Below are 18,135 nucleotides of genomic sequence, written 5' to 3' on the forward strand. Positions count from 1 at the left end.
CTTATCTCCTATCTTCCTCCGGTGCCCATACCGTTAATAATTTTATCGAATATTTCATCTTGCATCGTTATAATCCGCGCAGCCGCATTATAAGCGTGCTGAAACTGAATCATATTTGTCATTTCTTCATCTAAAGACACTGCACTGACTGATTGTCTCCGTTCATCGGCTGAAAGGGTGTTGCTTTCAGAGTTGTTCATAAGATTGGCCGCTTTTTGTGAATTAACGCCCAGCTTTCCGATAAGGGATTCATAAAAGTCATTAATTGTAGTGGTTTCACCGTTAATAGTCAGCTTGCTGTTCTGTACGGCTGCAAGATTTGTCGCGTTTGTGCCGTCACTTTTTTCTCCGTTTAACGACGCTGCGATATTATCAGTAGACGCAAGAATTTTGTCACTGACTTTTATTTTCGCTGCCGCACCTTTTGCCGGCACCGCTTCATCACCGCTGAAATCAAAAAATGCTGCACCCTGTTCGCCTGTATAGGTCTTCCCTTTTTCATGAACTGCATTAAACGCGTCAGCAAAGGATAGTGCCATATTGTCAAGAGCCGTCAGCATTTCAGGATAAAGACCTTTTTCTTCTCCATTTGACATATAGCCGTATGATTCAATAAGACCTAAAAGTGAGCCTTTACCGGTAAATGCATCCGCGTTGACCGTACTGCTGCCGACTGACACACTCGACACGAGGCCGCTGTCCTTGTCGTAGTTGATTTTCATTTCTGAAACTGTTTTTGTGTTACCGTCGAGCAGCGTACCGAGAGAATTGTTGTTCCCGTTCAGCAATTCGACGTTAACCGTGCCCTCAGCAGTCGCCAAGGCATGTCCGCCCGACTTATTATATGAAACTTTTATATTTGCCATAGAAGATAATTGATCAATTAATCTGTCTCTTTGGTCATACAAATCATTAGGGAGCATACCGCTCGGCTCAACTGCCGCTATTTGATTGTTAAGGTCATTCAGCTGATTGAGAATGGAATTGACCTGATCCGCTGTGTTATCCAGGTTCTTTTTAATATCACCCTGAATGTTAGTCAAAGAGGTAGATATATAGTTAAAACTTTCGGCAAGAGATTTCCCCTGCTCCTGCAAAACTGAGCGCGCTCCCGTATTTTCCGGATTCGTCGCCAGATCCTGAAGGGCATTCCAAAACGAACTGAGCGATCCGTTTAATCCGTTATCGTCAAGCTCTTTCATGACGCCTTCCATTTGCGACAATGAATTGGAACGGGCTGTATAGTACCCTAATTTTGTATTTTCAGTTCTGTACTGATAGTCTAAAAAACTGTCTCTGACGCGCTCAACTGAACCGGCTTTTACTCCTGTTCCGATTTGGCCGGCCGTCAGATCACTATTTTTTGATACTGCGGGATAAGGGCTCGTCGATTGTAATGTGACGCGCTGCCTCGTATATCCTTCTGTATTTGCATTTGCAACGTTATTTGAAACTGTGCTTAATGCAGTCTGCTGCGCACTCAATGCACGCCTTGCTGTTTCGAGCCCCATAAAAGTCGATGGCATTGAAAATCCTCCGTTCTAAGCTTTTGAATCGAATAATGTCAAACGGCTGACAGGCTTGCGCGCCGCTTGCGGCTCTTTATAATTCATATTCTCTTTTTCACCCGGCATGATCATATCGAATGCCCCGGAGATGAATTGTAAAGCCTGAATCGTGAGCTGTTTGTTCATCTCATTCACTTCTTTCAGACGGTCAAGAAGCGCAGACAAAGAGTGAAATAACCCTTCAAGCTCCTGTTTTTCACTGCCTGAAGTTCTGGAGATGCATGCAGCAATTGTATTGTCCTCACCGCGGCTGAGAAACTGAGAAGTTAACCTGATTCGTTCTTCCTCAGTCTGCCCGATTGCCTGAATATACTTTTGCTCTTTGGTCAATATGTTGGAGAGCTCTTTTGTTTTACCTGCTTTCAGCGCTTCCGTTTTCTCCTCAGACAGCGTGAGCAGATGTTCATGCAGTGCGCAAAGTCGCTTCAGTTGATCAATAATTGGCTTTGCTGACATTGGCTTTCTCCTTTTTATTGCTTTTTATAGAAATTCACTATATTTTCAGCGATGCTGTTTGAATCTATTTTATATGTTCCGCTCTCTATATCCGCTTTAAGCTGAGCGATTTTTTCCTGACGTGTTTTAGTGACCGCATCTGACGCATTTTGAAGCTCTTTTGCATGAGAAGAAATTTCCACTTTGTCCTTCGGCTTTGCAGCCTCTTTTTGTACGGCTTGCTTTTCGTAATTTTTTTGGTATGGATTAACGGATTGTGTTCCGTACTGATTGATTTTCATAGGATTCCTCTCGCTTTCTGTTCGCAGTCTAATTCTTTTATCGACTGCGTTATCAGTTAGTTTAGGGAATCAGGTGTTTTTGGTATTATAGGCATAGTATGTGTCTTTTGTACTGTTTTTTTCATCGAATTCAGCGGCTGTTTTTTGGTTCATATGGTCTAATTGCGACTCAATATCTGTCTGACAGGACTTGCAAAATTTCCCCGTCCTGATTGGATTTCCGCACCTTTCGCAAGGATATGCCAAATTTGGAAGGTGGCTGATCTGAATCCTTTTTTGTTTGATAAACTTGAGGATCAGCTCTTCATCCACACCTGTTTCCTCAGTGATCTGCTGCATCGTCGACTGTCTGTTGATCTGCTTTCTCAAAAATTTATAGACGGTTTCAAATGCTTTTTCTTCTTCTTTAATACATGCCTGGCACACGGTCTGCAGGTTCGTTTTAAAAAATAAAGCATTGCATTTTGGACAATTCGCCAATTCACCCATCGTATTAACTCCTATTCCTTCTTTAATCTGCCTTATATTTCTATCAATTATATCGGCAGAAAAAAAGAATGATTTAGCTCCTGATTAAAGTAAAAGAGGAGACCGATGACGCTTTACCCGCTGTCAGCAGGACTTCGGCGGCTTGATGCAGTGTGGCGCCCGTCGTATAAATATCGTCTATTAAGATGACGTTCATACCTTCGGCGGAGTTTTCGGCTGCTGAAAACTTTTTTTCTGCGGACAGCCTTTCTGTTTTGCTCTTTTTGGATTGTTTTTCATTGTTCAGTCGGATGAGGGGGGAAATGACGGGCATTCCGAGCAGAGAGGCCAGCAGCTCGGATTGATTGAATCCGCGTTCCGCCAGCCGTTCGCCGCTCAGCGGAATAGGGATGAGAGTATGTGTATTTGATGGATATGCCGCTTTAAAGCCGGCAGCAAAGTCACGTTCAAATGCTTGAATGATTTTCGCATCACCCCTGAATTTAAACCGGGCCAATGAGTCCTTCATCGCATCATTATACAAATATACCGAACGGTTTTGCCGCAGCAAAAAGCGCTTTTCCGTTTTTGATTCCCGGGCCGCACAATCAGCGCATTTTTCTTTTGACTCCCGAGGCCTCCCGCATATACTGCATACGGGACCTTCAATTTTTTCGAATTGGCGGCTGCATATGCTGCATATCTCTTGCTCGGGCGCCAGAGAAAACAGAGATCTCCAAGTCAATGAACTTGAAATTGGTGAGTCACACAATAAACAATTCAGAGATATTACGCTCCTTCCCGAGTTTCACAGGACTCGCTTGGTTTAACTGAAACAATCGCGGCTGATTCAGCCAGAATGACAAGCAGCGCCGTATTTTTCTGTTTATCAACCATCTCTGCTTTTGCATAAGCAACTTTCTTTTTATCAGTAACATATGCCGGTTCAGCCCGGTTTAACGAAAGAGCCAGTACATCATTTTTGCATACACGGCATGTGCATTTCATATGAAGCTGAGGCATATGGCGGTCGAGAAGTTCCCTTAATATGATTTCTTTAGAATTGACAAGCATGTTGACAGCTCCTCATAGGAAAGTATGAGTATACTGTATCACGTTTTCTGAAATTAACTAGTCCAACAATTTACTTTTTTGTGCCAATTTGTTCATATGTTCTATATGTTTTTTTGCTTCTTTCATTCCGTTTGTCATTCCGAAATGAAACATGACGACATCACCGCTGAAATGTTTATAGTGCCTTCCCGTTCTGCCTGCGATCTGCACGAGTGCGCTCTCAGTAAAGATAGGTGCTTCCGCGCCGAGGACACATGTCTGAACTTTGGGTACGGTAACTCCTCTTTCTAAAATCGTAGTTGTTACCAGCAGATCAAGCCGGCCGTCTCTGAACCGTTTCACTTTATCCTTTCTGAATGTGTCTTCCGCATGTACGCCTTCTGCCCTCACGTTTAATTTCTGAAAATAATCCGTTGTCTTTTTCAATACGTGTACAGACGGAACGAATAAGAAAACAGGCAGCCGTGATTGAAGTTTTTGCCGGACCCAATCCGTTAGTGAGTGCGGCAGTTTTCCTTTCTCAAGCTTCTTCTTCCAATTGCCGCACCACAAAAAACGCGGCTCCGGGAGAGGTTTTCGATGATATCTGGCCGGTATGCGGACGCTTTTCAGCAAACCGGCTTCAGCCTTCTTTTTTAATGCGTCTGAAGGAGTTGCCGTTACATAAACAAGGGCGCTGTTGCTCTTTCTGGCTTTATCAACCGCGAATCTTAATGTCTCATCGGCTGAAAAAGGAAATGCATCCACTTCGTCTATTATCATGACATCAAAAATGTCCCGATAGCGCATCAGCTGATGAGCGGTTGAAATCATTAGCGGAGTTAAACTGCCTTTGTCTTCACTGCCGCCGTACAGAGCAGAAACTTCAACATTCTCAAATGCTTTTTTCAGTCTCGGCAGAAGTTCAAGCACGACATCTGTACGCGGAGTCGCGACACAGACCCGCAATCCGTGATTCAGTGCAAACTCTATACCCGGAAACAGCATCTCTGTTTTCCCTGATCCGCAAACCGCCCACACTAACAGCTCTTGTTTCTCTTTTATCGCTTTTATAAGGGCGCCGGCCGCCTGCTTCTGTCCGTCTGTCAGTGTTCCTTCCCAAGCAAGCTTTACAGGCTCCCAGCTGCTTTCTGAGATTTGATTCCAAGAATATAATGACGTCAGTTCATCAGCCCTTCCCATGACGACACAGGCACGGCAATAGGTAATATGTCTTTTGGCAGAAGGCGCCCAGAATGCGGCAAAGCAGGATTGGTCAGACTGGCCGCATCGGCGGCAGACGTAACGTTTTTTCCTGCGGATGACAGACGGCTCGGCCGTTATATATTCTTTTTCTATAAAAGGACTGATACGCTGATCTGAAAACGGTATCTCAGATCTCAACAAATGCCTGCCGTAAAAGAAATCCCGCACCTCTGAAAATTCTGAAGCACCCTCGGACATCTCCCTGCCTCCTTTCTGCTCAAAGTATGCCTGCCGGGAATTTTTTTGTCGAATCACGAAAACTTAATAATAAAAAAATCTCCGCCCTTGAAAACGGAGATTTTCACTTAGTTTTTAAAGCACCAGCCGATTCCGATGGCGCCTTCCCCCAAATGGGTTCCGATCACGGCACCGAAATAGCTGTTATAGAATTCGACATGAGGATATTTACCGCTTAACTCCTGTATAATATCCGCCGCTTCTTCTTCCCTGTTTGCATGGATGACAGCTGCCCGCATCGGGATTCCTTTACTTGCATCCTCCCCAAACAGCTCAAAAATTCTCGAAATCGCTTTTTTGCGTGTCCGAATCTTCTCAAAAGGAACAATTACCTTATTGTCAAAATGAAGAATAGGCTTTACCTTTAACAGACCGCCGATAAAAGCCTGAGCACTGCTTAGACGCCCGCCCCGCTGGAGGTGTGATAAATCGTCCACCATAAAATACGCACGGACTGTTTTTTTCATTTCTTCCAGCTCTTTTATAATCTCTTCCGGTGAGTCAACACCGTCTTTAATGAGCTGTGCTGCCTTTAATGCATAAAAACCTTGTGCCAAACAGCTGATCTCTGAATCAAAGGGATAAACTTTAATATGATCAACCATAGTGTTTGCCGAGGCGGCGCTGTTATAAGTTCCGCTGATTCCGCTGGACAAATGTATGCTTATGACTGCGTCATATGTTTTGCCCAGTTCTTCGTACAATGCGATTAATTCACCGAAAGAAGGCTGGGACGTAGTCGGCAGCTCATCATGATTTTTTACTTCTTTATAAAAACTTCTCCAGTCGAGTTCTGTTTCTTCGCGGAATGTTTTTTCACCGAAAACCACTTGGAGAGGAATCATATGAATATGATGTTCTTCTCTCATCTCTTTCGGAATATATGCTGTACTGTCTGTTACAACTGCAATCTTCATCACTTTACCTGCCTTATTAAGTACTTAATAAGTATTTTAATAGATATGCAGCTGTAAAAAAAGACTTGCCTTAACAGGCAAGTCTTCTCACACATGGCTAACGCATCTCTACCCAGCCGTTTTTAATGGCTACGACAACGGCTTGTGTCCGGTCATTAACGTTCATTTTCTGCAAAATATTACTCACGTGATTTTTCACTGTTTTCTCACTGATAAACAATGATTCACCGATTCCGCGGTTGCTTTTTCCGTCTGCAAGCATTTGCAGCACTTCACATTCCCGTCTCGTTAATATATGTAATGGTCTCCGGATTTCCGGGTAAACCTCATGCTGAGGATGAGCAGAAACTCCGCTTGTCGCAAGACGGCGGAATTCGTTGACAAGATTGTGGGTTACTTTCGGGTGAAGGTAAGAACCTCCCTCGGCTACCACTTTCACTGCTTCGATTAAAGTATCTGCGTCCATCTCTTTCAGGAGATAGCCTCTTGCACCTGTTTTTAAAGCATGAGTCACATAGTTTTCATCATCATGGATGGAAAGGATAATCACCTTAGATTCAGGGTACAGCTCAACAAGCTGTTTAGTAGCCTCTACTCCATTTACATTCGGCATATTGATGTCCATTATGACAACATCGGGATGATAATGCTCGACGATTCGAGCCGCCTCATCTCCATCGTCACCTTCTGCTACCACTTCAAAGGTAGGTTCAAAATCCAATATTCTTTTTACACCCTCACGGAATAGTTGATGGTCGTCGATAATAACAATATTTACTTTAGTCACACGCTACGCCTCCTTATCCTATTGTTCTATATACGCCGTTGTTCGGTCAATATGTCTTTTGGCTCTATTTAACAAATTATAGGCCGAGAGATAACGGAACCTTAATCATGATAAATGTCCCAAGACCTATTTTAGAGTCTATCGTTATCGTTCCTTCAAGCAGATCTACTCTTTCTTTCATTCCCAGCAAGCCGAATGACTTGTTTTTCTTTTGTTTAGCATCCTTAATATCAAAGCCTTTTCCATTATCCTTAATGATGAGAACGACAAAATCAGCGGTTACTTCCACTTTTACTGTAATTTCCTCTGATTCTGAATGCTTGAGTGCATTTGTGACGGCTTCCTGAGCGAGGCGGAAAAGCGCCACTTCAAATTGCGGGGCAAGCCTTTGGTTCTCCGTGTCTCCTATGCACTGAAAATGTATTTTCACCTTTCCGTTGTATTCTTCAGTTGTATAAAGATATTTTCTCAGTGTCGGAATCAGCCCGAGATCGTCCAATGCCATCGGTCTTAAATCATATATAATCCTTCTGACTTCGTAAAGGGCATTCCGCACATTCTGCCGTAGATTTCTGATTTCCTGAAATCCGTCCTCCGTGCCGCGGTCGCGGAAGATCCGTTCAATTAATTCTGATCTCATCATGACATTTGCCAGCATTTGCGCGGGACCGTCATGAATTTCTCTGGAAACTCTTTTTCTTTCTTCCTCTTGGGCTTCAATGATTCTTAAACCGAAATCTTGTTTAGCCTGCGCATCGGCAAGAAGAAGCCCTACTTGGCGAAGGTCTTGATTCAGGTAATTCAGAACGACGGTTATTTGGCTGACCAATGATTCTGACCGTTCAATGATTTCCTGAAGCCCTAAAAGCCGGCGTTCTAAATCATCTCTTCGCTCCCGCAGCTGCTTTTCACGCTGTTGGATCATCGTCAGTTCCACTTGAAGTTTGTGCGCCTTTTCATAGGCGTTGCGAATTTCTTCTTCGCTGAACTTATGGAAATTTCTGCTTACTTCAGACAAGCGGTTTCGTGCGTGCCGCGTATGAACTTCAAGTTTGTCGCCCAGCTCAATGACTTCGTAGACCTGCTGTTTGATCTGTTTGAGTTCTTCAACCAGCTGCTCATATTGCTGGCGCGACTGCTCTCCGATTTGAAAAACCTCGTCCTTACTCCCGTCCACGGTTTTCAGCATTTTCATAAGTATAGAATCCAAAACTTTGGAGTCCATCTTCGATTTATTCATCTGTCTCCCTCCGTAACGGTGTTGTTATGTATTTTTATTATAAATGTAATTGAACTGCAATTTATGTCGAATTATAATGAAAGAATGCGTATATTCTAGAAAAAAACATTTTTATATAGTATCTTACTCTTTCATGATACCAAAATATGCGCAAAAATTCTAAAGTCTGTTCGAATTTGTAGAAACAAGTCTTTTAATGCTTGTCAGGAGGGTCCAGCAATCATGCTGCACAGCTATTTAACAGTTAAAGAAACGGGTGAACATGAGATTGTGATTGAAAAATCGCGTTTTATCTGTCACCTGAGCCGTGCTGCTTCTGAAGAGGAAGCGCAGGAATTTATACAAAAGATAAAAAAACAGCACTGGAATGCGACTCATAACTGCTCAGCTTATCTGATCGGCGAAACCGACCATATACAAAAGGCGAATGATGACGGAGAACCAAGCGGCACAGCCGGCGTCCCCATGCTGGAAGTGCTGAAAAAACGCGGTCTGAAAGATACCTGCGCGGTGGTTACCCGGTATTTCGGCGGAATAAAGCTCGGTGCAGGCGGATTGATTCGTGCATATGGGAAGTCAGTGTCTGAAGGCTTAAATCATATAGGAGTTACGGAGCGGAAGCTGATGCGGATTATGCATACATCAGCGGATTATACGTGGCTCGGCAAGATAGAGAACGAACTGAGAGAATCAGTTTTTTTACTGAAAGATATCCATTATGCGGATCATGTCGAATTTGAAACGTACGTTGAAGAAAAAGACAAAGACGAGTTTATCAAATGGATGACAGAACTGACGAACGGCAAGAGTAAGAATACAGAGGGAGAACTGACGTATTTAGAAACAGACGTCAGCCCTAAAGGAGACTAATGTAATGGCTGAACGTGTAAGAGTGCGTGTTCGAAAGAAAAAGAAAAGCAAACGAAAGATCATATTCAAACGGATTTTGCTGCTGCTTACCCTCGTTTTGTTAGTCGCTGCCGGGTTTGGCGGATACAAAGTATACAAAACGATCAATGCGGCAGATAATGCATATGATGCCCTTTCCCGCGGAGACAAATCAAAATTGCGGGATAAAGTCATCAATATGAAGAAAAAACCGTTCTCCATTTTGTTTATGGGGATCGAAAATTATGCCACCAGCGGAAAAGGCGGACGATCAGATTCCCTTATTGTCGTTACCCTTGATCCGAGAAATAAAACAATGAAAATGCTGAGTATTCCGCGTGATACGCGGGTGACGCTTGCCGGCGACACAACCGGTAAAAAATCAAAAATCAATGCGGCTTTTGCTAAGGGCGGAGCGGATGAAACCGTGTCAACCGTAGAAGATTTATTAGACATACCGATTGATAAATATGTCACTGTCGACTTCAATGGCTTTAAGGATGTTATTGATGAGGTAGGCGGGGTCGATGTAAAAGTGCCTTTTGACTTCGACGAGATGAGTGACGTCAGTAAAAAGAAACGGATCTATTTCAAGAAAGGAAACATGCATTTGAACGGTGAGCAGGCTTTGGCTTATGCGCGGATGAGAAAACAGGATAAGCGCGGAGACTTCGGCCGGAATGACCGCCAAAAGCAAATCCTAAATGCACTGATCGACCAAATGTCCAGAGCTGGAAATATTGCTAAAATCGATAAAATCGCTGAAACAGCGAGCAACAACGTCCAAACGAATATCCGAATCACTGAAGGACTCGCTCTTCAGCAGATTTACAGCGGCTTTACCAGCAAGAAGATTGATACACTGACCATAACAGGATCAGATTTATATTTAGGCGGCGGCGGAACCGCGTCTACGGGCGGAACATATTATTTCCAGCCCGATCCGACCAATCTCGAAAAAGTACGGCAGGAATTGCAGAAACACCTGGATTACCCGTCCGGAAGCAGCACGGCGTCCGATTCTTTCAGTAACTAAGTAAAAGAAGTACTATACTCCTCATTTAACCAGTACATGTCTAATTTCTGATATTGAATGAGGAGTATTTTTTTTAAAAAGTACTAAGGAGACTTTTGTGTTAATTGCTTAAAAAATGCATTCAGTTTTTTGTCATAGCTTATTTTCACCAAATTATTCAATATTTATACAATTCAAAAAATAAATCTTTTCTACTTGAACCTATTCACTATTTCAATCAATGAGTAAATTTACAAGTTATACTTAAAACTTTCTTATAAAGTATAGTATTCCACTTTATATAATTGTTATTTACAGAGTTTAATGAGGTAGTTCACATATTTAGTTTTTGTGCTTTCTCTTTTTAAGAGTCTTCATCTTGTTCAATTTATAGAAGTCTCCCCCTTTTTTTATTAAATCTCTACTGATCCCCATTTCAACACACTTCCCGTTTTTCATTACTAATACAGTGTCATTACCTTTAATCATACTTAATCTATGCGTAACTATAAATGCTGTTTTTTGTAAAATCAGTTCAGATAAAGCAATTTGAATTTCTTGTTCTGAATTATTGTCTAAAGCAGAAGTAGGTTCATCTAAAATAATAACTTCCGGATTTTTAATGAAAGCCCTCGCAATAGCTATCTTTTGTCTTTGACCTCCTGATAAATTGTTTCCATTCTCATTTATAATAGTATCTAGCCCCTTAGGTAAATCATTAATAAAATTATCCAGGGCAACTTTCTTTATTACATTTTGAAGAGTATTATTATCGATTTGGCCAGAACCATATGTGATATTTTTCCTGATTGATCCTGAAATTAATGTTGTATTTTGTGAAACCACAGCTAATTTATTTCTATAATTGTACAAATCAACCTCCCGCATATTATGATTATCTACTTTTAATACTCCCTTATCAGGTAAGCAAAAACCCATAATTAAATTTAGAATTGTGCTTTTTCCTGAGCCGGATTCTCCAACAATATATATATGTTCACCCTTCTCAACACTTATATTTAAATCTTTAACTGCTTTATAGGAACTATTAGGATAAGAATAACTTACGTTCTCAAATGTGAAATTCCCCTGTAAATTTATACAACTTAAATTTTTATCAGTGTTTTCATTACTTTCAGCTAATAAAACTTCTCCAATAGAATCAATTGACTTCATACCTTTAACAAAGATAGGATAAAAATTCACTATATTTATTATTTGATTAGTGATCGTTGAAAAGTAAACTTGATATAAAGCAATTTCCCCCACAGAAATAATACCTCTGAAAGCTAAAAAACCGGTAAAAGAAATACACAGAATTTGAATTAATTGGAAGGAAATCCAGCCTAAAGACGCAAATTTAGATGAATTTACATCTATTAGAAAACCTTTAGATTTCACTTTATGATTGATTTTACTATGCTCTTCTAATTCTAAATGATCCAAACCATGAGCTTTAGTCGTATAAAACATGTTTAACATCTCGAAAATTTTAGATGATAGCCGCTCATTTTCTTTATGAAAATCTTCATTGTTTGTAAGTATCTTTTTCCTCGTTAGTACAATTAATAAAGAAGCCACTGGGATTGTAATTACGAAAAAAATAGCGACATATACATTACTTATAGTCGTCAGTCCTATACCAATAATGATATTCATAACAGCAGGAAAAACTACTGTGTAAAATTGCATTGAAAGGTTTTGAAAAGCTTCGATATCTCTAGTCAACTTTGAATGTATTTTACCACTTTCCAAACTCTTTATAAATACAGGAGAAAAGCTAAATATTTTCTCGGAAATTGTCTTCCTTAGGCTGTACTCTACCATCCTTACTGAATTACTCAAATATCTTATTTGTAAAGATTGGGAAATGAGATTTTGGGTAATTATAAGCACACCTATGAATACGTTTATCCCAATATCAGTTATACTATTTTTTGTCGGATTTGATGCAATGTTAATAATGTTTGAAGCAATCAGCGGAATAACCCATACAGGAAGACTTTTCAATATAAAGAACACTAAAGATTTTAAAATGTCACTTTTCACAGTTTTAAATAAACCTAAAAATAGTTTTAGTTTTTTATCTTTTTTTAATTCAAATTCTTCAATAATTTCTTTAGTGATACTTTTATACTTCACAGTTGCACTCCCTTTGGTTCTAGTTTATCCCATACTGGTCCTTTAATTCATTTATTATTTCAAAAGTACTGGACAATAAAGATGTCTGTTGCCTATATATATTAGGTGTATATCCTTTAGTATAAATTACTTTATTTTTTAAGAATGGGTTATTAATTACTGCTTTTTCAATATATTTTTTTGCTATTTCTCTATCTTTTGTTAAAGAAGCAGCATTTAAATATAAATGAGATGCAAACGGCCAAATATTTAAAGCATCTAAGCAATATTTTTCTGCTAATTCAAAGTTATTATTTTGAACTTCTATTTCAGCAAGCATTACTAAAGCTCTTTGAGTTATATCATCTACCATTATTTTTATGTCTTCTAATAAACTTTCCGTAATGTTAAAATTCAACTTTTTTAAAACCTCTTTATAATCAATATCAAGTATTTTACTGATTATTATTCTGGCTTCAGGCAGTTTCTTCTCTAAAATATATAATTGTGCTAAGTAAAGATACGATAAGTAAGAATTTTGCATGTCTTTTTGAGCGGAAGTAATAAAACATTCTTCAGCTTCTTTATATCTATTAAGGGCTGTATATTCTACCCCCAAATAGTTAATAAGTCTGTATGCATTATTTTTTTCTATGTTGTGTTGTACTGTCTTTTTTATTTTATTGATGTAATTTTCTCTTTTTGCAGGTGTTCTATCTTTAATCAAGGCATCTAAGTGATGTATTGGTGATGGAATGAAACCTAAGTTTTTACCATTTGCATAAATAGTATCTGCAATTGTTGGATGAATATCTCCCTCAGCATAGTAAATTTTTTCTGTATTTTTAAATACCCTACAAGTTATTATAGAAGACCATTTACCATCTCCATAATAATTGTACATAGGCACCCTAAATCCCCATATATTATTGTTACATTTTCTGATTTCTTTATTAATAAGACATCCAAAATCTTTAGTTACCCTTTCATCTGCATCTAATGTGAGAATCCAATCGCCGTTTGCAATTTTTAAATACTCATTCCTTAATTCACTTTCTATACCTTCTTCTACAGTTATCACTTTACACCCTAAATCAGCCGCTATTTTATTTGTAGAGTCACATGATCCATTATCTATCACTATAATCTCATCAACAAATTCTCTTATACTCAAAATACATTCTTCAATATGTAATTCTTCATTTTTAGCTAAAATACAAGCAGATATTTTCACAGTTTAAACCACCCTTTACACAAAAGTTTTAGTTTTGTAATCCGTAATGTCACTACGTAAGAACAACTTATCAAAGTTAGCTTTTCCTACTTTAAAACCTTCAGCATATTTTTGGCCCAGCTTTATACCATTTATTCTATTTTTACATTCTATTAGTTCAATTAAATTAAAGTTCCTATTATTATACTTTGTTACTTGAGATTCAAACTTATTAATTATATTTTTTTTTCGTTCTATATAAATAGATATATCAAAGAAAATATTAGGTTCAAATCCTTTTGAAGAAAGCCCTTCATAGTAAAATACATTAGGGCAAAATCTTGTGGCAGATTCAACAATTTTAAACAGTTCCATGTGATCTTGGTGAGTATCATTTTTGTAGTTTGAAAAAACTATGTCTATATCATTTTCCAATATTATCTTTTCTATTTCATCAATTATTTTAGTATCTACTTTTAAACTGCCATCTTTTAATTTCATCCAGTATATCTTATCTACTCCCAATTCATTACAAGCATTTTGTTGTTCAATTATTCTTATATCTTCTTTCTTCATATTCCAATTTTCACCATTTGTCATAATTGCATATATGACATTACAACCAATTTCTTTAAACTTAAGCAAACTTCCTGCACAACCTAATTCAATATCATCAGGATGTGCACCTATTGCCAAGATATTATGCATAGTATCAATCCTTTCTTTAACAATAATTATCTTACCAATCTTTTGTATATTTGAATGTCTCTTAATTTATCTTTTTGCATACTGTATATATTATAATCGCCATTTAATCCTGAAATAGTTTTTATAAATCCGTTTTTTAAACACATAGAGTTCATTAGTTTATTTGATTTGTGTGTTGAAAATCTTATAACTTCATATTTAGATTGAATAAAAGCTTTTAATACTTCTCTAAGAAGAATTCTAAAAGCAGCAACATTTTTCCTATCCCTGGAATTTACAGTAAAGTTCTTAACATAAAAATTTTTATATTTTTCATCTTCTAGGAATGCTGTATACCCCATAATATTTTTCTTATTAAGCAATATTATATAAATAGTATTATTTCTCAACCTATTAATTAGTTCATTCCACCAACCTTCTAAAGAAAATTCAGTGTTATTATAAGAGTAATGTAAATCTCTATCAAATTCATATAATGATTTAATAACTTCGCCGTTTAACCCTTCTAATCTTTCATAGTTATTTAATCTTATTAGTTTCATTAATTCGATCCCTCTTAGAATTTAATAAATATGATTGAACTTCTGATATATTGTACCTTGCAACGAAATCTATAAAAGAAAAATTTCGCCAATCTAGTTGATCATCCTCACTTTCAAAACAAGGTTGTTGCCATTCATGCCACTCTACTAAAATATTTTCTTTGGAAAATAGCCCCGTATCCATGTAACTTTTTCCTGCGAGTCCAGATATATATGAAGTAGCATTAAATATTTTACATAATTCAACTAATCTCTTGGTTTTTGTATAATTTATATTAAAATTCGAAGAATAAGAAATGGTTTTTCTTATATTCAACATATTCAAAAAAGTTATTATACTGTTGACGCAAAAATCAGATAATAACTGATACTCATTTTTAAAAGCTTTATTGATTAATTCTTCTATGAAACACCAGTTCCTGGATTTCCCGTATAAATGCTTCATCTGTTGGATAGTAACTTTCTTAAATTCATTATAATCTTTAAATTTTATTTTATTGATTTTTTCCTTTTGAGATGCTTTTGAAATATTTGCCGTTATCCAGAATTCTTTTTCCGAATCTTTTAAATGTCTAACTTTGCATCTGTTTTGCCATTCTCTTCTTACAAATTGAACATCATCCAAAATTACCCATAAATCACCTGAACAAATTTTTTGAAGTACTTTAATGTTAGGAAAAAGATTAGGTTGATGTACTACAATTCTTTTAATTTTTTCTTTGTTTAGCCCATTTAAATAATAAGTGTTACTATCCATATTTACGCCCCTCCTAATTATTAATAACAATTATATTAACTCCATATTACTTTTTTTGTCAATTTTTGATTTATTTTTATCAACCAATCCCAAAAAATGTACATTTATTGTTATAAAAATTAAGAACAAAAAGCCAGTTACCTAACATCTTAGTAACTGGCTTCGTTTATAATTTAATTCCCACTCATATTATGCAGTATTGGATTAGTTTCTTTTTATCATCCTTTTATAGAACTTTATAAATGGTTTGAATTGTTCACTAACTAGTCCTGTAATTTCAACTATAATTTGAATGAATAATATTAAAATGAAAATGATAAACAGTGATAACCAAACGGTGGCACTTTTTAACAAAATAGCACTGAAACTAAAAATACAACCAATCAAGTAAATGATTACAACTGACATTCTGTGAGACAGACCATAGGCAATAAGCCTATGATGAATATGTGATTTGTCTGGAGTATAAAATGGTTGATTATTTATAATACGCCTAATTACCGCAAATGTTGTGTCAAAAATCGGAACCCCTAATATAATTATTGGAATTACGATGCTAAATAAAGTGACGCTTTTATATAAGCCTAACAATGAAAGAATTGAGATAACATAGCCTAAAAATAAAGATCCAGTATCGCCCATAAAAATTTTAGCTGGGTGAAAGTTATATACTAGAAAACCAAGAGTACTCCCGATAACAACTAGCGATAGTGACAAAATAAGCACTTTACCACCTGTAAATGCCATAAAAGCAATGGTAGATAATCCTATAACTGATAATCCTGCTGCTAAGCCATCTAAGCCATCAATAAAATTCATAGCATTTGTAATTCCAACAATCCAAAGAACTGTTAGTGGATAAGAAAGCCATCCAAGCTCTATGCGTTCACTTAGAAAAGGAACTGAGAAAAATTCCATTTTAAGTCCCGTACTTACAATCATAATTCCAACTGCTAATTGGATTATAAATTTAACTTTAGCACTCAACTGATATCGGTCATCGATGATTCCTAAAAAGATAATTACAAAAGCACCTACAATAATTGCTGTCATTTTTGTTTCATGATATATACCTGAACAAACAACACCTACAATTACTCCTATAAAAATAGCCAATCCACCCATACGTGGCATTGTTTTAGAATGAATTTTCCGATGATTAGGCTTATCTACAGCTCCTACCTTAATTGCAAGTTTTTTTATGAGAGGTGTAATTATTAATACTGTTAGTACCGATACAAAAAACGCAACAACTATGCGAAACATGCGTTCGTCAAGCATAAAGAAGTCTCCTTTGGAATTATATGAAGTCTTTTCTGATATTGAACCGTTCCTTCCATTATAATTCTTACTAGTTATTATAACAAGCATCATCAAAAAGAAACACGCAAATCAAAAAATGCGCTTTCCCTTTTAATGGGATTGCGCATTTTTCAATATACCCGTGCATTCGAGCATTCGGCCGAATAAAACATTCCAATCCCGTCTCCGGGCCAATTCACGGCGCAAAGCCTCATATGATCCGCTGCGGTCCGCTGCCAGAAGCGCGTCGCAGGCCGCGATGAAATCTGCGGGGTCACTCCCTTCAACGTATTCATAGACGAAAGGCCTTTTGATTTTTGACGTAGAAGAAAGGTTGCAGCCGACAACCGGTTTCCCGGCGGCTAAAAATTCAAAAAGCTTAAGCGGAAATACCGCATCATTATAAGGGGAATTTTTATACGGCATGATGCCGATGTCGACAAGCTGCATATAGGACGGCACTTCATTCGGGGCGGCAGGTCCCGTCCAGATGACATTCGGACGCTCCAAAAGCGACTCGAAATCCGGATCGTCCTGAGCCGTGTTCGGGCCTACCAATAAAATCGTCCAGTCAGGCCTCACATCTGCCGTTTCCGCCATAAGCGCAAAATCGAGCTTCGGTTTGATTCCGCCGATAAAACCGAGAACCGTTCCGTTCCGTCCCCGTAAAATGTCTTCATCCGGCTGTTTATTTTCCCGTGAAAACAGGTCATATTCCACTCCGTTTTCAATGGTGAACACTTTTTGGTGCGGATTCTCCAGCTTTTTTCCGACCTCCCGGTGCAGACAGTCAGATGTACATGTTATGGAATCGGCACGCTGAATGATTCTCATTTCCGCCTGTCTAATGATGTTTCTTCTAACATTTGACAGCACCCCGGACCGGCCGCTGATCGGAGCGGCCCACAGATCACTGCAATCGTAAATCACTTCATCCCAAGGAAACAGATCTGCCAGCAGCGGAAAACCGGGGAAGGTGTACCATAAGCAGCAGCGGGCCCCTTCTCCTTCTTCCTTCAGCATGTTCACCAATGGTGAAAGCTTATGCCTGTAACACATGTCTGTATACCTGCCGAAGCGGAAAGCTTTTTGCTGCATGAGATCCTTTACAGTGAACTGCCGGATTCCCTCGGCGATCCCGGCCATCTGACCATCATTGGCTCGCGGAGACGGGCATACCCAAATGACGCTTTTCGTTTCTTTTTGCCGGGCGAGAAATTCAGCCAGCCGGTGCCGTCTGTATCTCAGCCGGTCATGCCCCCATTCCGCCGCTCCGACGATTACGTGAATAATCGGTTCCACCTTCATCACCCAGC

General features: G+C 38.4%; 18 protein-coding genes and 1 pseudogene. 2 read left to right on the plus strand and 17 right to left on the minus strand.

The window, feature by feature from the left end; all coding sequences use genetic code 11:
- Positions 1–8: 8 nt before the first annotated feature.
- The 10 genes from flgK to degS all read right to left on the minus strand — a co-directional run bounded on the left by flgK (position 9) and on the right by degS (position 8,273).
- Positions 9–1,526 (minus strand): flagellar hook-associated protein FlgK, encoded by a 1,518-nt coding sequence (flgK, locus tag NYE50_RS19035; protein WP_014419008.1) that lies wholly within the window; start codon positions 1,524–1,526, stop codon positions 9–11.
- 15 nt (positions 1,527–1,541) lie between these two features.
- Entirely contained in the window at positions 1,542–2,024 is a 483-nt protein-coding gene (locus tag NYE50_RS19040; RefSeq protein ID WP_003151394.1) for a flagellar protein FlgN, read from the minus strand.
- Between the two features lie 14 nt (positions 2,025–2,038).
- Entirely contained in the window at positions 2,039–2,305 is a 267-nt protein-coding gene (gene flgM / locus NYE50_RS19045; RefSeq protein ID WP_003151393.1) for a flagellar biosynthesis anti-sigma factor FlgM, read from the minus strand.
- Between the two features lie 69 nt (positions 2,306–2,374).
- Positions 2,375–2,794 (minus strand): TIGR03826 family flagellar region protein, encoded by a 420-nt coding sequence (locus NYE50_RS19050; protein WP_061861586.1) that lies wholly within the window; start codon positions 2,792–2,794, stop codon positions 2,375–2,377.
- A gap of 73 nt (positions 2,795–2,867) precedes the next feature.
- The gene (locus NYE50_RS19055) at positions 2,868–3,557 is read right to left on the minus strand and encodes a phosphoribosyltransferase family protein (protein WP_201448519.1); all 690 of its coding nucleotides are present in this window, start codon (positions 3,555–3,557) and stop codon (positions 2,868–2,870) included.
- Positions 3,558–3,562: 5 nt separating this feature from the next.
- Positions 3,563–3,847: a late competence development ComFB family protein gene (locus NYE50_RS19060; protein ID WP_159354645.1), complete on the minus strand. Its 285-nt coding sequence runs from the start codon at positions 3,845–3,847 to the stop codon at positions 3,563–3,565.
- Between the two features lie 57 nt (positions 3,848–3,904).
- A complete protein-coding gene (locus NYE50_RS19065) occupies positions 3,905–5,290 on the minus strand; it encodes a DEAD/DEAH box helicase (protein ID WP_159354646.1) in 1,386 nt (461 codons plus the stop codon).
- A gap of 107 nt (positions 5,291–5,397) precedes the next feature.
- Entirely contained in the window at positions 5,398–6,246 is an 849-nt protein-coding gene (locus NYE50_RS19070; RefSeq protein ID WP_003151387.1) for a DegV family protein, read from the minus strand.
- A gap of 97 nt (positions 6,247–6,343) precedes the next feature.
- The gene (gene degU, locus NYE50_RS19075; RefSeq protein WP_003219701.1) at positions 6,344–7,033 is read right to left on the minus strand and encodes a two-component system response regulator DegU; all 690 of its coding nucleotides are present in this window, start codon (positions 7,031–7,033) and stop codon (positions 6,344–6,346) included.
- Between the two features lie 76 nt (positions 7,034–7,109).
- Positions 7,110–8,273, minus strand: a complete 1,164-nt coding sequence (degS, locus tag NYE50_RS19080) for a two-component sensor histidine kinase DegS (RefSeq protein ID WP_007407484.1) — start codon at positions 8,271–8,273, stop codon at positions 7,110–7,112.
- A 222-nt stretch (positions 8,274–8,495) separates the two neighbouring features.
- Between degS and NYE50_RS19085 the strand changes: the two genes are divergently transcribed.
- Both NYE50_RS19085 and NYE50_RS19090 read left to right on the plus strand, forming a co-directional pair.
- A complete protein-coding gene (locus NYE50_RS19085; RefSeq protein WP_007614107.1) occupies positions 8,496–9,143 on the plus strand; it encodes a YigZ family protein in 648 nt (215 codons plus the stop codon).
- Between the two features lie 4 nt (positions 9,144–9,147).
- Positions 9,148–10,179, plus strand: a pseudogene (locus tag NYE50_RS19090) (LCP family protein); the annotation flags it as partial.
- Between the two features lie 339 nt (positions 10,180–10,518).
- Here the strand turns inward: NYE50_RS19090 and NYE50_RS19095 are convergent.
- The 7 genes from NYE50_RS19095 to tuaH all read right to left on the minus strand — a co-directional run bounded on the left by NYE50_RS19095 (position 10,519) and on the right by tuaH (position 18,127).
- Positions 10,519–12,318 (minus strand): ABC transporter ATP-binding protein, encoded by a 1,800-nt coding sequence (locus NYE50_RS19095; protein ID WP_159354647.1) that lies wholly within the window; start codon positions 12,316–12,318, stop codon positions 10,519–10,521.
- A gap of 19 nt (positions 12,319–12,337) precedes the next feature.
- A complete protein-coding gene (locus tag NYE50_RS19100; RefSeq protein ID WP_159354648.1) occupies positions 12,338–13,531 on the minus strand; it encodes a tetratricopeptide repeat-containing glycosyltransferase in 1,194 nt (397 codons plus the stop codon).
- Positions 13,532–13,546: 15 nt separating this feature from the next.
- Positions 13,547–14,218 (minus strand): PIG-L deacetylase family protein, encoded by a 672-nt coding sequence (locus NYE50_RS19105; protein ID WP_159354649.1) that lies wholly within the window; start codon positions 14,216–14,218, stop codon positions 13,547–13,549.
- Between the two features lie 26 nt (positions 14,219–14,244).
- Positions 14,245–14,760, minus strand: a complete 516-nt coding sequence (locus tag NYE50_RS19110; RefSeq protein WP_159354650.1) for a hypothetical protein — start codon at positions 14,758–14,760, stop codon at positions 14,245–14,247.
- Positions 14,738–15,517 (minus strand): WbqC family protein, encoded by a 780-nt coding sequence (locus tag NYE50_RS19115; protein WP_159354651.1) that lies wholly within the window; start codon positions 15,515–15,517, stop codon positions 14,738–14,740. The genes NYE50_RS19110 and NYE50_RS19115 overlap by 23 nt, the downstream gene beginning before the upstream one ends.
- 204 nt (positions 15,518–15,721) lie before the next feature.
- Entirely contained in the window at positions 15,722–16,798 is a 1,077-nt protein-coding gene (locus NYE50_RS19120) for a glycosyltransferase family 4 protein (protein ID WP_159354652.1), read from the minus strand.
- 132 nt (positions 16,799–16,930) lie between these two features.
- Positions 16,931–18,127: a teichuronic acid biosynthesis protein TuaH gene (gene tuaH, locus NYE50_RS19125; protein WP_172869604.1), complete on the minus strand. Its 1,197-nt coding sequence runs from the start codon at positions 18,125–18,127 to the stop codon at positions 16,931–16,933.
- Positions 18,128–18,135: the final 8 nt, after the last annotated feature.

The sequence above is a fragment of the Bacillus sp. EU55 genome, from assembly GCF_038005925.1.
Taxonomy (GTDB): Bacteria; Bacillota; Bacilli; order Bacillales; family Bacillaceae; genus Bacillus; species Bacillus velezensis.

Excerpts from the sequence above, each read along its gene's own strand:
- flgK (WP_014419008.1), bottom strand. The coding sequence starts at position 1,526 with ATGCCATCGACTTTTATGGGGCTCGAAACAGCAAGGCGTGCATTGAGT.
- NYE50_RS19040 (WP_003151394.1), bottom strand. The coding sequence starts at position 2,024 with ATGTCAGCAAAGCCAATTATTGATCAACTGAAGCGACTTTGCGCACTG.
- flgM (WP_003151393.1), bottom strand. The coding sequence starts at position 2,305 with ATGAAAATCAATCAGTACGGAACACAATCCGTTAATCCATACCAAAAA.
- NYE50_RS19050 (WP_061861586.1), bottom strand. The coding sequence starts at position 2,794 with ATGGGTGAATTGGCGAATTGTCCAAAATGCAATGCTTTATTTTTTAAA.
- NYE50_RS19060 (WP_159354645.1), bottom strand. The coding sequence starts at position 3,847 with ATGCTTGTCAATTCTAAAGAAATCATATTAAGGGAACTTCTCGACCGC.
- NYE50_RS19065 (WP_159354646.1), bottom strand. The coding sequence starts at position 5,290 with ATGTCCGAGGGTGCTTCAGAATTTTCAGAGGTGCGGGATTTCTTTTAC.
- NYE50_RS19070 (WP_003151387.1), bottom strand. The coding sequence starts at position 6,246 with ATGAAGATTGCAGTTGTAACAGACAGTACAGCATATATTCCGAAAGAG.
- degS (WP_007407484.1), bottom strand. The coding sequence starts at position 8,273 with ATGAATAAATCGAAGATGGACTCCAAAGTTTTGGATTCTATACTTATG.
- NYE50_RS19085 (WP_007614107.1), top strand. The coding sequence starts at position 8,496 with ATGCTGCACAGCTATTTAACAGTTAAAGAAACGGGTGAACATGAGATT.
- NYE50_RS19105 (WP_159354649.1), bottom strand. The coding sequence starts at position 14,218 with ATGCATAATATCTTGGCAATAGGTGCACATCCTGATGATATTGAATTA.
- NYE50_RS19110 (WP_159354650.1), bottom strand. The coding sequence starts at position 14,760 with ATGAAACTAATAAGATTAAATAACTATGAAAGATTAGAAGGGTTAAAC.
- NYE50_RS19115 (WP_159354651.1), bottom strand. The coding sequence starts at position 15,517 with ATGGATAGTAACACTTATTATTTAAATGGGCTAAACAAAGAAAAAATT.
- NYE50_RS19120 (WP_159354652.1), bottom strand. The coding sequence starts at position 16,798 with ATGCTTGACGAACGCATGTTTCGCATAGTTGTTGCGTTTTTTGTATCG.
- tuaH (WP_172869604.1), bottom strand. The coding sequence starts at position 18,127 with ATGAAGGTGGAACCGATTATTCACGTAATCGTCGGAGCGGCGGAATGG.